The 15,981-nt window shown below is 61.7% G+C and carries 3 protein-coding genes and 1 pseudogene; all 4 read left to right on the plus strand.

Annotation, left to right across the window (positions count from 1 at the left end; translation table 11 throughout):
* The first annotated feature begins 627 nt into the window (after positions 1-627).
* Positions 628-11,136, plus strand: a complete 10,509-nt coding sequence (locus WJ35_RS21015; RefSeq protein ID WP_230459745.1) for a hemagglutinin repeat-containing protein — start codon at positions 628-630, stop codon at positions 11,134-11,136.
* On the plus strand, positions 11,133-11,381 hold the full coding sequence (locus WJ35_RS31485) for a hypothetical protein (RefSeq protein WP_059623052.1): 249 nt from the start codon (positions 11,133-11,135) through the stop codon (positions 11,379-11,381). The genes WJ35_RS21015 and WJ35_RS31485 overlap by 4 nt, the downstream gene beginning before the upstream one ends.
* Before the next feature lie 224 nt (positions 11,382-11,605).
* Positions 11,606-13,864: a toprim domain-containing protein gene (locus tag WJ35_RS21020; RefSeq protein WP_196773732.1), complete on the plus strand. Its 2,259-nt coding sequence runs from the start codon at positions 11,606-11,608 to the stop codon at positions 13,862-13,864.
* A gap of 228 nt (positions 13,865-14,092) precedes the next feature.
* Positions 14,093-15,976, plus strand: a pseudogene (locus tag WJ35_RS31490) (DUF6883 domain-containing protein); the annotation flags it as partial.
* Positions 15,977-15,981: the final 5 nt, after the last annotated feature.

A 15,981-nucleotide genomic window follows, 5' to 3' on the forward strand; every position in this document is an offset into this window, starting at 1 on the left:
TCTAAGGAGTGCCTGGTTTCTTCATATCGATGCGCTGTTGCGAATTGGAGACGCGAGTCGTAGAGCAAGTTGAAGCGGCCACCGCAATTCGCGATCGGACTTGCTAGTTGTTTTAAATGTCAATTGGCTTATTTTGAGATGGTGACGACTCAATGGTCACGCGACTAGTCGCGAGTAACGTTGTACGAGTGAGCGGCCATTGAAAATATTCCGTTGAGTCGGATCGGGTGACGATTCGGGTTGACTGAATGGTGAGTGCCGGCCACTCGATACGGATTTATATCAATCGCTGGTCGATTATAAAAATATTTCGGAATGTCAATTCCGCATCCGCGTTTCGAGCGGAAGGCGGTCGATATGGTGCGTCCCGCACGGCATCTTCCACGCTGTCGACGATCACGCGCGCGGCGGCGTGCAATTTATTAGTCGATGACTTGCAATCTCTGACACTGTGAATGCGGACCTTTCGATAGATTTCGGCGTGAGTGGCCGCCATTCGATCGCGATCACACGTTGCGACGTGCAGACAAACTCAGACAGCGTTGCTTTCGGAATCGGAGAGCGTCTCTGTACTCGTGGGGGCTTCCCGATCGATTTTCTCCATGTCTAGAAGCGTTTGCCGTATCCATGAACAAGAACCAATATCGTCTGGTATTCAGCCGCGTGCGCGGCATGCTCGTTGCAGTCGAGGAAACGGCTCACGCGACGGGGAAAGTCACCAAGGGTGAAGCGTCGCGCGCCGTTGGCGATCGCGTGGCGAGCGCGTCGGCGAGCTTTGCCTTGCGCCATGCTGCATTCGCGGTGCTGGTCGCGGCCGGGATCACGCCGATGTGGGCAAATGCGCAGGTCGTGGGCGCGGGCGCGAACGCGCCGTCGGTCATCCAGACGCAAAACGGTCTCCAACAGGTCAACATCACGAAGCCGTCCGGTGCGGGCGTGTCGTTGAATACCTATTCGCAGTTCGATGTGCCCAAACCCGGCGTGATCGTCAACAACTCGCCTACGCTGACGAATACGCAGCAGGCGGGCTACATCAACGGCAACCCGAATCTCGGCCCGAACGGTTCGGCCAGGATCATCGTCAACCAGGTCAACAGCCCGAACCCGTCGCAACTGAGGGGTTTCGTCGAGATCGCCGGCCAGCGTGCGGAGATGATCATTTCCAATCCGTCGGGACTGGTCGTGGATGGTGGCGGCTTCATCAATACCTCGCGTGCAATCCTGACCACCGGCACGCCGAACCTGAATCCGGACGGATCACTGGCGGGTTTCAGTGTGACGCGCGGCCTCATCGCGGTACAGGGCGCGGGCCTGAATGCCACGAACGTGGATCAGGTCGACCTGATTTCCCGTGCCGTGCAGGCGAACGCGGCAATGTATGCGAAAAACCTGAACGTCGTCGCGGGTGCGAATCAGGTCAATCACGACACCCTCGAGGCGACCCGCATTCAGGGCGATGGTGCGGCGCCTGCGGTTGCGATCGACGTCGCGCAATTGGGCGGCATGTACAGCAATCGCATCCTGTTGGTCGGCACCGAGGGCGGCGTCGGAGTCCGAAACGCCGGGACGATCGCGGCGGACGCGATGGGGCTGACGTTGACTACCGACGGGCGGCTGATTCAGTCGGGCAAGGTTTCGTCGGCCGGGAACGCCGCCATTTCTGCTGCAGGCGGAGTCGAGAACAGCGGCACCACCTACGGCCAGCAGTCGGTGTCGGTGAATACCGGTGCGGACGTCGTCAATACCGGTACGCTGGCTGCGCAACATCACGTCGGCGTGACCGCGGGCTCGCTGAATTCGACCGGGTTGCTCGGCGCAGGCGTGAACAGCGACGGTTCCGTGACGCAAACCGGCGACCTGCAACTCGCGACGACGGGCCAGCTCAATGCGACCGGCAAGAACGTTGCGGGCGGCAACGTGAGCGCGAAAGGCTACGGCGTGAACCTCGCGGGCAGCACGACGGCCGCGAACGGCGATCTTTCGCTCACGGCCACGGCCGGCGACGTCAACTTCACGAACGCGACGGCGAGCGCCCAAGGGGCCATCACGGCGAATGCCGCAGGCACGGTCATCAATGATCGAGGCAACCTGACGAGCGGCGGTGCAACGAGCCTGACGGGCAACGACGTGTCGAACCGGAACGGCGCGGTGTCGTCGCAAGGGCCGCTGTCGGTGACGGCCGCCGACCAGATCGCGAACCAGTCCGGCGTATTCGTTTCGCAGAGCACGATGGCGCTGCGCGGCAGCACGGTCGCGAACAACCAAGGTACGGTCCAGAGCGCTGGTCGTGCCACGGTCGATGCAATCACGATCGACAATACGGCCGGCCGCATTACGTCGCTCAATAGCGACGGGATGGTGTTGACCGCGACGGGCCAACTCACGAATGCGGCAGGTACGACGGCGGCCGGCGCGCAAGGTGGCGTGATCGGCGGCAACGGCGACGTGACGGTGCAAGGCGGGGCGATCGCCAACCACGCGACGATCACGTCCAATACGAATTTGCACGTGGCCGGCCAGTCGATCGACAACGGCAGCGGGTCCTTGCAGGCCGCGCAGAACGTGGCGGTCGACGCCGCTGCGCACCTGGCCAACAGCGGCGGCACGATCATGGGCCAAACCGCCGCGTTGAACGGCACTACGCTCGACAACAGCTCAGGCACCGTGCAAGCCCAACAGGTCGCGTTGACCGGTACCAGTCTCGTCAATCGCGGCGGCACGATCACGCAGATCGGCACCGGCACGATGGCCGTCAATGTATCGGGCACGCTCGACAATTCGAGTGGCGGCACGCTGCAGACGAACGGCACAGACGTCACGCTGGCCCCTGCTGCGCTGGTCAACGATGGTGGCACGATCGTCCACGCCGGCACGGGTACGCTGACGTTGGGCAACGGTGCGGGTTCGGTGTCGAACGTCGGCGGCGCGATTGCCAGCAATGGACATATCGCGGCGCAAAGCGGCTCGCTGAACAACACCTCGGGTTCCATCAACGCGCAAAGCGGGCTGATCGCGGTGGTTGGCGGCACGCTGAACAATACCAACGGCAAGCTGCTGTCCAACACGGAGCTCGGCTCGACGAGCGGCACGTTGACGAACGATGGCGGCCAGATCGATGCGAGTACGAACGCGACGATCCATACGGGCTCGATGACGAACCAGGGCGGCTCGATCGTCGCGCCGAATCTGTCGGTTACGGCCGACGCGACGCTCGACAATAGCGGTGGACAGCTCACAGCCAATCAGCTCGCACTGAGCACGCCGAATCTGACGAACCACGGCGGTACGATCACGCAGTACGGGGCGTCGGCGATGGGCCTCAACGTCAGCGGCACGCTCGACAACTCGGCCGCCGGCGTGGTCCAGACCAACAGCACGGACCTGACGCTCGCTCCCGCGCAATTGAACAACGCTGGCGGAACGATTACGCATGCCGGCGCGGGTACGCTGACGATTGAACCAGGCAGCGGTGCAGGTGCAGTGAACAACGCGGGCGGCACCGTTGTCACCAAGGGCAATGCAGTCGTCGGCGCGAGCGGCTGGGACAATACGAGCGGCATCTTCGCGGCACAGGGCGACATCGCCGCGACGATCGCGGGCGACGTGAACAACGCACAAGGGCTGGTGCGTGCGGGCGCGTCTCTGTCGTTAACGAACGGCGGCGCGCTGGTGAATCAGGGCGGGCATATTCAGGCCGGCCAGACCGTGGCAGGCGACACGAGCACGCTGCGCATCCAGTCCGCGTCGATCGACAACGCCGACGGGTCGATCGCCGACCTTGGCGCCGGCCAAATGACCGTGCAGGGCGGCAGCCAGATCACCAACAGCAACGCCGGTGGTGTGTCGGGGATGGGTGCGATCACCGGTAACGGTGACGTGATGGTGAACGCTGCGTCGATTTCCAACACGCAAGGTGGCCAGCTGAGCGGCGCCTCGCTGCATGTTCAGGGGACGACCTTGGACAACAGCGGCGGGAAAATCGGCAGCGTTGCGAATTCGAGCGGCAACGTAGACGTGACGGCGAGCGCCGCAATCACGAATACGAACGGGCAAATCAGCTCCACGCACGACCTGACGGTGACAGCGCCGACGCTGCAAGGTGGCGGTACCTATAGCGCGGCCCACGATGCGAGCGTCAATTTGCAGGGCGATTTCTCGGTGACGCCCGACTATCAGTTCAACGTCGGCCATGATCTTGCGTTTGCGTTGCCCGGTACGTTCGACAACAGCGGCAACGTGCAGTCGGTCAACGATCTGAGCGTCAATGCCGGCAACATCGTCAACTCCGGCGCACTGTCAGCCGGCGGTTTGCTGCATACGCAATCGAGCAATCTGTCCAATACCGGGTCGCTGGTGGGAGGGAGCGTCTCGCTCAACGCAACCGGCACGGTGTCGAACGTTGGGCCGACGGCGTTGATTGGCGCATCGGATAGTAACGGCAAGCTTGAAATTCTCGCGCACGACATCGAAAACCGTGACGACGCGACGGCGACCGACTCGATGCCGACGACGGCGATTTTCGGGATGGGTAAGGTTGTACTCGCGGGCGGCAAGGACGCGAGCGGCAATTACACGAATGCGGCACTCGTCAATAACTCGTCGGCTTTGATCCAGTCCGGCAGTGATATGGAACTGCACGCCGACAAGGTGACGAGCACGCGTCGCGTGATGAGCACGACGGGAAGCACGAGTAACGTCGATCCGGCGGTACTTGCGCAATACGGCATTAGCCTGTCAGGTTGCGCATCGTACTTCGCGGTGAATTGCGCGGGAGGGGGACAGATGATCGCCGGTCTCCGGTCCGACAACATCACACCGGCCGAAACGGCCGCGTTGATCAAACAGCCGGGCGGCATGTATATCGAGCCGCCGCACGGCGGTCAATGGAACAGCAGCTATCAGTACACAACCTATACCGGCACAGCCGTTGCGAACATGGTCACGGCATTGAGTCCGGCCGCGCAGATTGTGTCGGGCGGCAAGATCGATGCATCATCGACCGGTACCCTGCAAAACTACTGGAGCAGCATCACGGCCGTTGGCAATCTCACCATGCCGCAGCACTATGACAGTGACGGTTGGGCAGCGACGGGCCAGCAGGCACCGACCGTGACGGTGACGTACTCGGGACAGTATCACTACAACAACTACGACAACTCTGAGCACAACTGGCAGTTGCCGTTTGGCGATGCCACGTTCGTGACGGGCCATCCGGGCGGCTATACCCAAGTCGCGCCAGCAGACGTCAAGCAATACAAGCTGCCAGGCTACGATTCGACGTTGGGTTCGAACGGCACGATCTCCGGCACGGGCGTGAGCATCAATAACACGGCCGCAAACGCGTCGATTCCGTCGCTCGGTCTGCTGCCCGGTCAATCCGTCCCCGGTCTGATGATTGGTGGGCTGAGCGGAAGCGCGAGCGGCACGAAGTCGGGCGCTTCGGCCGTGCATGGTGGGGTGATCACGGTCTCGCCGGTCATCGCCAGCGCGACCGCGCTGAATGTGCTGAACAACCTGACGATTCCGCAGGGCGGACTGTTCAAGCCGACCACCGCGCCGAATGCGAACTACGTGATCGAGACGAACCCGGCGTTCACGAACCAGAAGAATTTCATTTCGAGCGACTACTTCTTCGGTCAGCTCGGCGTCGACCTCACGCATATTCCGAAGCGCCTCGGCGACGGCTTCTACGAGCAGCAGCTCGTGCGTAATCAGGTCACTTCGCTGACCGGCCGTGCGGTATTGGGTCCGTACACGGATCTTCAGACGATGTATCAGCAGTTGATGGCGGCGGGTGCATCGTTGGAGAAGACGCTTAATCTCTCGCTGGGCGCGAGCCTGTCGGCCGAGCAGGTGTCGACGCTGACCAGCAACGTGATCATGATGGAAACGCGGGTGGTCGACGGGCAATCGGTACTCGTGCCGGTCGTGTATCTCGCGAAGGCGAGCCAGCAGAATGTCAACGGTCCGCTGATTACCGCGACCGACATCGATTTGAAGGACGCGCAGAACTTCACGAATAGCGGCACCGTGAAGGCGGACAACACGCTGGCGATCCAGGGCAAGCAGATTGACAACGCGTTCGGCGCGTTGCAGAGTGGTGGGCTCATGTCGTTGACGACGACTGGCAATGTCGATTTGACGTCGGCGAAGGTCAAGGCCGGAAGCCTGTATCTGAATGCCGGTGGCGACCTGATTCTCGATTCCGCCGTGAAAAGCGACACCCGGGTGAGTCGCGATGGCGCAACGAGTGTGACGACGACGCTCGGGCCGATTGCTCAGCTCGACGTCAAGGGCGATGCGGGAATCATGACAGGTGGCAATGTCGAGCAGCATGCGGGCGCGCTGACGGTCGGCGGCAATCTCGGCATGCTGATTGGGGGAAACTACGACCTCGGTACGCAGCAAGTCGGCGAGCAAAAGATCGTGCAGCGCGCAAACGGCGTGTCGAACACCGACATCAATGGCGTGGTTGGTAGCGCTGTGAATGTCGGCGGCGTGTCGATGATCGGAGTGAATGGGGATCTGACCGCGAGCGGCGCGCAAATCAACCTGGGCAACGGCGGAACGATCGCGGCCAAGGGCAATATCACGCTCGGCGCTGCGAGCGCTACGTCGACGGTCGACAGCAACAGTTCGGGTAGCGATCACCACGGCAGCTATTCGGAAACGTTGCACACGTCCGACCAGACCGTCGTTGGCACGACGGTGCATAGCGGCAATACCTTGAGCGTTGCTTCGGGCAAGGACATCAGCGTCATCGGAAGCACGATCTTGCTTGACCAGGGCAACGTGGGCCTGATGGCGGTCGGCAACGTGAACGTCGGCGCGGCGACCGAAACGCACGTGTCGAACATGAACGAATCGCACGACCACAGCGGCGTTGCAAGTCATGCGAGCGCGACAAACCGCGTCGACCAGACCACCACGTATGCCAATGGCAGCGCGATTTCGGCTGACGGCGTAACGGTCGTCAGCGGGAAAGACATCAACGTCACCGGTAGCGCCATTGTCGGGACGCACGACGTGGCGCTGTCCGCTAAAAACAACGTCAACATCACGGCGGCGACCGACACGTATCAGGACAACGAGTATCACCAAGAGAAGCATTCGGGCTTGTCTGGCTCGGGTGGACTTGGCATTACGATCGGATCGAGCGAACAGAGCGACCGGTATAACGCGGCTTCGACGACGCAGAGCCAGTCGCGCAGTACGGTCGGCAGCGTTGAAGGCAACGTGACCGTATCGGGCGGGAAGGACGTCCATATCAGCGGCAGCGATTTCGTGGCAGGCAAGGCGGCGGGCGACGTCGACGGAAACACGGGCAATATCAGTATCACCGGGCAGAACGTGACGATTGATCCAGGGCAGGATGTGGCGCAATCGCACGATCAACGCGAAGCGCATTCGAGTGGCCTGACCGTTGCCGTGACCGGTACGCCGTACGATACGGTACGCAACCTGAAGGCGAATGCGTCGTCGGGTAACGCCTTCCAGCGCGGCCAAGCAGTGGGCAACGAGATCGGCGCAAGCGCGGCAGACGTGCCGGGGATCTCCGTGTCGTACGGACAGAGCCGTAGCAGCTCTACGACCGATATGTCGAGTTTGACGAACTTGGGAAGCACGGTTCGCGGTGGTGGAAACGTGACCGTGAAAGCGACTGGCGGCGCGCAGAAGGACGCGAACGGCAACATCGTGGATGGCGATATTTCCGTGATCGGCTCGGCAATCAGCGCGGGCGGCACGGCGACGCTGGATGCGAACCGTAACGTCAACTTGCAGGCATCGACTGATCACTTGCAGCAGTCGACACAATCGTCCGGTTCGTCATGGGGCGTTCAAGCGGCATCGCCGAGCCTGGGCGATTTGGGGCGCTGGGTGGGTGGCACGGCGAACACGGGTGGCAACAGCCCGTCGCCGTACAATGCGAGCCGGAGCAATTCGGACGGCAGCCAGACGATGACGCAGCAAACGGCGGCATCGGTCACGGGTAATAGCGTCGTCATCAAGAGCAAGACGGGCGACATCAACGTCGTCGGCTCGGGCATCAGTGGAACGCAGGGCGTCGATCTCGTCGCCACACAGGGCGCAATCAACGTGCTGGCCGGGCTTGACACGAGTACGAGCCACCAGGAATCGAGCAGTCAGCAGATCGGCAGTCTGGGCAGTAACGGCACGGCTACCGGTTTTAGCGTCGGTGTGGCGAAGAACCATAGTGTCCAGGACACGGCTTCGCAGACCCAAAGCACGATGCGCAGCCAGATCGTCAGCGGCAACGGCAACGTGACGCTCGATGCGAAGCAGGACATCACGGTCGCCGGTTCCGATTTGAGCGCGGGTAAGGATCTGACGCTGATCGGCAAGAACCTGAATCTCGATCCGGGTACGGACGCGACACAGAGCCGGATGAGTCAGGATTCCAGTCAGTTCGGCGTGAGCGTGGCGCTTGGCGGTGCGATCGGGAACGCCGTCGCGCAAGCCAATCAAGCATTTGCGCAGCCCGCGCGCGGGGGCGATTCGCGGTTGGCGGCGCTGGACAAGGCACAGGCCGGACTTGCGGCGTACAACGCGTATCAAGTTGGTACGGCGTTGAGCAAGGGGCCGACGAGTCAACCGTTGATCAAGGCCACGGTGAGCATCGGAGGCGGCTCGAGCCATAGTGACTCGCAGAGCAGTTCCCTGTCGAACGACGGCAGCACGCTGCACGCGGGCGGCAACGTGAACCTGATCGCGACCGGCAGCGGTAAGCAGGACGCGAGTGGCTTTGCGACGGATGGCGACATCAACGCGCGTGGTACGCAGATTTCCGGGCAGAACGTGACGTTGAATGCGGCGCGCGACATCAATCTCCAAAGCGCCCAGGACACGAACCAACTTGCGAGCCACAACAGTAGCAGCGGAGGTAGCGTCGGTGTCGGGCTGGGTATCGGAGGACAGCAGAACGGCTTCACGCTGGAATTGGCCGCGAATGCATCCAAAGGCCATGCGAATGGCCAAGGCGTGACCAATCGTGACACGCAAATTACCGCGGGCGATACGTTGTCGATGACGAGCGGGCGGGATACGAATTTGCGTGGCGCGGAGGTCTCGGGCAATGCGGTCAATACGAGTGTTGGGCGCGACCTCAATATCGCGAGCCAACAGGACACCGCCACGTACGACAGTAAGCAGTCGAGCGCTGGATTCCAGGCAAGCATTTGCGTGCCTCCGTTCTGCTACGGCCAGACCGTTAGCGGTAGCGCGAGCGCGAGCCAGCAGAACATCAACGCGAACTACCAGTCGGTGAACCAGCAAAGCGGCATCTATGCAGGCACGGGCGGGTATGACGTGAATGTCCGGAACCATACGCAGCTTGACGGCGGTGTGATCGCGAGCACGGCGACGCCGGACAAGAACAGTTTGTCGACCCAGACGCTGGGCTTCACGAATCTGGAAAATCACGCGAGCTATTCGGGCGATACGGTCGGCTTCAGTGCGAGTGGCGGTTTTGGTTGGAGCGGGCCGGGCGGAGCCATGTTGAAGACACCGGTCACCTCGATCGCGAACAAGTTGCCTGGGCCGCAGAACTCGCAAGGTTTGGGACCGAGCGGATTCTCGGCGGCGGGCACGAGCAGCGACGCGTCGGGGACGACGTATGCGGCGGTGAGTCCGGGCGCGATCACGGTGCGGGGCGACGCGGGTACCGGGCACGACAGCACCGTCGGTTTGAGCCGCGACACGGCGAATGCGAATGGTGCGGTACAGAACACGTTCAATGCGCAGAACGTGCAGAACGACATTGCGGTTCAGCAGTCGGTCGGACAGGTCGGCATGCAGGTGGTCGGTGACGTGGCGGATGCGCTTCAAAACCGCGCGAAGGCCAACGCACGCGATGCTCAGCAACGACTGGATCAAGCAAATGCGATTCACGATGACGCGGCGGCTCAGCAAGCTCAGGCAGATTTGACTGCCGCGAATGCACAGGTGGCGATGTGGGGGCCAGATGGGGCTGCGCGCATCGCTTCGCATGCAGGAGTTGCTGGAATCGGTGCAGCGATGGGCGGGGGCAATGTGGCGGGCGCAATCGGCGGCACGGTGGCGGGTGACATGGTGGGCAATGCTGCGAGTGGCGCGCTGGGTGATACGCTTGGTGGCACGGTGCTGGGGAACGTCGCATCGGGATTGGCTGGTGCGGCGGTAGGTGGCGCGATCGGCGGGGCGGCTGGCGCACTGAGTGGTGCGAATGGTGCGTTGAGCGCCGATCTCTATAACCGGCAGTTGCATCCGAATGAAAAGCAGAAGCTGGCGCAGTTGCAAAAGGGACAACCGAAAGACGAACAGGACCGACTCGCCGATGCGGCGTGCTATCTGGTGCAGTGTGCGGCGCAGTTGTCGAGCAACGACCCGGCGTATGCGGCAGCGTTGGCGTCGCAACAGCGTGGTGCCGGCTATATAAGCGAACAGCAGGACCTGAAGGCGACAGGATTGTTCGTGTATAGTCTGTCTGATGTGCTGAACGATCCGCTTAACGCGATGGGCGACTGGGCCCTCCAGCAGGCGAAGTCGGCAGGGCGCGGAGCAGCGAATCTCGGTAATGCGCTGCTGAAGAAGATCGCGCAAAATGGTCCGCAGGGCCCATATGTCAATCCGGACGATCTGAACGGGCCGAGCGGCGGGGGTAACGGGACGCCCCCCACTGCGACGGCTGTTGTTACGCCGATTCCATGTCCGGCGGGCCCAGGTGCTTGCGGCATGGCGATAACGCCAGTGGTAACGCCGGGGGCACCTACAATGTCTGCGGGCGGGGGCGATGGACAGCCGTCCGTGAACGACAGCACCGGCGATCTTGCAAGTGCAGCAAACCAACCATTCAAGGATGGGCAAGCAATAACAAATGCTGGTCGCTCCGTTACCAAACATCCCGAATACTTCGGTTTCGACTCTACACAAGATCTCAGACAGGTTTACCGAAGTGACGCGCAATTGAATGAATTGGCTGCGAATGCGGTACAAGATATCCTGCAAAATGGCACAAAGACCACCGGCGCAGGTGGAAGGTATCCGAATGGATGGGTTACATACACACTTCCTGACGGTCGGGCGGCTAGCTGGACAACATCGGGTGAGTTCATCGGATTTAGAGGGTTGCAGAAATGAGCTATGGTTTGATCTTTGAAAAAGTTGGCGACATCAATAGCTTGTATCCGTACATCTGTGTCTATATGCAGGGTGAAAGCAATCCCTTTATGGAAGTAGGTGTTACCGAAGAAAAGCAGCTTGCATTCACCTTTTATGTGAATGATAAGAACGTTGCGTTATCTGTTGAACAGTGGGATGAGATCGCAAAGCGTGGTCGTGAATTCTTGCCTAGGGCAATAGCTGACGAAGACGCATCTATGTAAACACAAAGGCAAACTTGGGCGCGCGCCGGGTTCGTGCTTTATGGCTTCGCGATCGCGCTGATGATCCTATTGAGGGCAAAGCGATTTTGAATGTTCAAAATTCCTGCCCTACGGCAGGATAGGCGTACGCCGGTTATTGCCCGGACAGCGAGCAGTACAATGGGGTATGCGAACTCGACGCTGACGTACCGGCTGCCTAAAAGCACACTGTGGCGGGCCGTGCGGTGCGCGAGCAGTTGCAGCGGCTGGGGGTGATGCGGGCGACGGGCTACGAGCAGATGGGCGGGTGCGTGGTGGTGCCGGTGCTGGGCGAGGAGGAAGAAGGCGACGATCGCGGCCGGGTGTGGCAGATGTACGGGTGGCGCACGGCGGACGCGAAGATGGGCCGCGATGGGGTGCGACACCTGTACCTGGGCGTACCGCTGCGTGGGGTGTGGAACGTGTCGGCGCTGATGGCGGATCGCGAGATTATCGTGTGCGAATCGCTGATCGATGCGATGACGTTCTGGTGCGCGGGCTATCGCAATGTGATCGCGGCGTACGGCGTGAACGGCTTTACGGACGACCACTGGGCCGCACTGAAGCGGTACGGTACGCGGCGGGTGCTGATCGCATATGACCGCGACGATGCGGGCGATGCGGCAGCGGCCACGCTTGCGACGGAACTGCTGGAAACCGGCATCGAGTGTTTCCGGGTGCTGTTCCCGAAGGGGATGGATGCGAACGAGTATGCGCGCAAGGTGCAGCCTGCGCAAAAGGGCCTGGGGCTGCTGCTGCAACAGTCCGAATGGCTGGGCAAGGGGAAGCGGTCCGGCGTGAGCACGGCGGTCATGGGGGCGCCGCACCTGTCGGCTAGAAAGGAAGCGTCTTCTGGTGCGCAGACCTCGCCGGTTCTGGCAACGCCTGCCGTTGCGCCCACGCCCGAACATCCCGAACCTGCTTCCTCTTTAGCCGCGATGGCCGCACCGGATAAACCGCTGTTGCCTGAATTGCCGCGCGCGTTGCCACCTGTGCCGGCCACTGCGCCGGCGACGGAGCCTGAACCGGTCGAGGCCGAAGGCGCGGCGGGCGAACTGCTGCTGACGTTTGGCGAACGGCACTGGCGGCTGCGGGGCTGGCAGAAGAATCTCGGCCCCGAGCAGATGCGGGTGAATGCGCAGGTGCGCAACGAAAACGGGTATCACATTGATACGCTGGATGTGTACAGCGCGAAGCAGCGTGCGGCGTATATCAAGGTGGCGTCAATCGAACTGGGTTGCCAGGAAGAGACGGTCAAGCGGGGTCTTGGGCGGGTGTTGCTGAAGCTGGAGGCGTTGCAGGATGCGGCGATTCAGGCGGCGCTCGCGCCGAAGGACGCCGCGCCGGTGCTCGATGATGAAGCGCAGCGCGCGGCGCTCGAGCTGCTGAAGTCGCCGGAGCTGGTTGAGCGCATCGTGGCCGACATGGACCGCTGCGGGATCGTCGGGGAGTCGGCGAACCTGCTGGCGGGCTATCTCGCGGCGGTGTCGCGCAAGCTCGATGCGCCGCTGGCGATCCTGATCCAGTCGACCAGCGCGGCGGGCAAGACGTCGCTGATGGACGCGGTGCTGAACCTGATGCCCGACGAGGAGCGCATCCAGTACAGCGCGATGACGGGGCAAAGCCTGTTCTATCTGGGCGAGACGGATTTGCAGCACAAGATTCTGGCGATCGCGGAAGAGGAAGGGGTGCGGCAGGCGGCGTATGCATTGAAGCTGTTGCAGTCCGATGGCGAACTGACGATTGCCTCGACGGGCAAGGACGAAGCGACCGGCAACCTGGTGACGAAGCAGTACCGGGTGAAGGGTCCGGTGATGCTGATGCTGACGACGACGGCGATCGACGTCGATGAAGAGCTGCTGAACCGGTGTCTGGTGCTGACGATCAACGAGACGCGCGAGCAGACGCGGGCGATTCACGTGCGCCAGCGGGCGGCGCAGACGCTTGAAGGGCTGCTGGCCGCAACGGATCGCGAGGCGGTCACGGCGCTGCACCGCAACGCGCAGCGGCTATTGAAACCGGTGCACGTGGTCAATCCGTTCGCCCACCTGCTGACGTTCCTGGACGACAAGACGAGAACGCGTCGTGACCACGTGAAATACCTGACGCTGATCCGCTCGATTGCACTGCTGCACCAGCACCAGCGCGAAGTGAAGCGGGTTGAGCATCGCGGCCAGACGCTCGACTACATTGAGGTGACGCGCGACGATATTGCGCTGGCCAACCGCATCGCGCACGACGTACTGGGGCGCACGCTCGATGAACTGCCGCCGCAGACGCGGCGGCTGCTGACGTTGCTGTCCGACTGGGTGATGGCGCAGTGCGCGGCCCGCGACGAGACGCGTGAGGCGTTCCGGTTCACGCGGCGCGAGGTGCGCGCGGCGAGGCTACGACTCCGTCTCTGGGTACCACCGACAGTATTGCGGGCGGCGTACCTAGCCGAGTACAGTCGCGAATCAACGTGACCAACGACGGCATGGATCACATAGGTGATCGACACCTCGACCCTACGGTGAATGCGAGCCAGTTTTCGATTAATGAAAGCGACCTTAAAACGTTGTTGCAAAGCCCGGCCACGGTTTCTACACCAGTGAGCCGAACCATTCAGAGCGGTGGGGACATCAACTACGTCCGGGAGGTTAATGCTGGACAAGTGATCGGGCCAGCAGAACATCAACGCGAACTACCAGTCGGTGAACCAGCAAAGCGGGATCTATGCAGGCACGGGCGGGTACGACGTGAATGTCGGAAACCATACGCAGCTTGACGGCGGTGTGATCGCGAGCACGGCGACGCCGGACAAGAACAGTTTGTCGACCCAGACGCTGGGCTTCACGAATCTGGAAAATCACGCGAGCTATTCGGGCGATACGGTCGGCTTCAGTGCGAGTGGCGGTTTTGGTTGGAGCGGGCCGGGCGGAGCCATGTTGAAGACACCGGTCACCTCGATCGCGAACAAGTTGCCTGGGCCGCAGAACTCGCAAGGTTTGGGACCGAGCGGATTCTCGGCGGCGGGCACGAGCAGCGACGCGTCGGGGACGACGTATGCGGCGGTGAGTCCGGGCGCGATCACGGTGCGGGGCGACGCGGGTACCGGGCACGACAGCACCGTCGGTTTGAGCCGCGACACGGCGAATGCGAATGGTGCGGTACAGAACACGTTCAATGCGCAGAACGTGCAGAACGACATTGCGGTTCAGCAGTCGGTCGGACAGGTCGGCATGCAGGTGGTCGGTGACGTGGCGGATGCGCTTCAAAACCGCGCGAAGGCCAACGCACGCGATGCTCAGCAACGACTGGATCAAGCAAATGCGATTCACGATGACGCGGCGGCTCAGCAAGCTCAGGCAGATTTGACTGCCGCGAATGCACAGGTGGCGATGTGGGGGCCAGATGGGGCTGCGCGCATCGCTTCGCATGCAGGAGTTGCTGGAATCGGTGCAGCGATGGGCGGGGGCAATGTGGCGGGCGCAATCGGCGGCACGGTGGCGGGTGACATGGTGGGCAATGCTGCGAGTGGCGCGCTGGGTGATACGCTTGGTGGCACGGTGCTGGGGAACGTCGCATCGGGATTGGCTGGTGCGGCGGTAGGTGGCGCGATCGGCGGGGCGGCTGGCGCACTGAGTGGTGCGAATGGTGCGTTGAGCGCCGATCTCTATAACCGGCAGTTGCATCCGAATGAAAAGCAGAAGCTGGCGCAGTTGCAAAAGGGACAACCGAAAGACGAACAGGACCGACTCGCCGATGCGGCGTGCTATCTGGTGCAGTGTGCGGCGCAGTTGTCGAGCAACGACCCGGCGTATGCGGCAGCGTTGGCGTCGCAACAGCGTGGTGCCGGCTATATAAGCGAACAGCAGGACCTGAAGGCGACAGGATTGTTCGTGTATAGCCTGTCTGATGAGCTGAACGATCCGCTTAACGCGATGGGCGACTGGGCCCTCCAGCAGGCGAAGTCGGCAGGGCGCGGAGCCACGAATCTCGGTAATGCGTTGCTGAAGAAGATCGCGCAAAATGGTCCGCAGGGCCCATATGTCAATCCGGACGATCTGAACGGGCCGAGCGGCGGGGGTAACGGGACGCCCCCGACTGCGACGGCTGTTGTTACGCCGATTCCATGTCCGGCGGGCCCCGGTGCTTGCGGCATGGCGGTAACGCCAGTGGTAACGCCGGGGGCGCCTACAATGTCCGCGGGCGGGAGCGATGATTCGAGCGGCGGCGGTTCGGCTTCGTCGTCAGGGCCTCAGGCCACGAACAACGTTGGTTTCGATACGTCAAACCTCGAAAGCAAGTTGAGCGGTTATTTGCTGGACCCGGCGCATCCACAGAACCAAACTAAGGCTAATTGGTTTAGTCAAGCATTGGGCTTCGACCAGAGGAACTGGCAGGATTTGGCAAGTCAACTATATTTTGACCCCGCCACTGCTGTTCCGACGAAGACCACGCAGTACGGACAAACCTACGAACAGGTTATTCCAATCACCGGGGCGAATGGAAAGACTATTGACACGTCGTTTGTCTTCATGAAGGACAACTCCGGTACAGTTCGATTGGTAACAGGTATCCCAGCAAAAAAATGAACGCG

The organism is Burkholderia ubonensis (assembly GCF_001718695.1).
Classification (GTDB): domain Bacteria; phylum Pseudomonadota; class Gammaproteobacteria; order Burkholderiales; family Burkholderiaceae; genus Burkholderia; species Burkholderia ubonensis_B.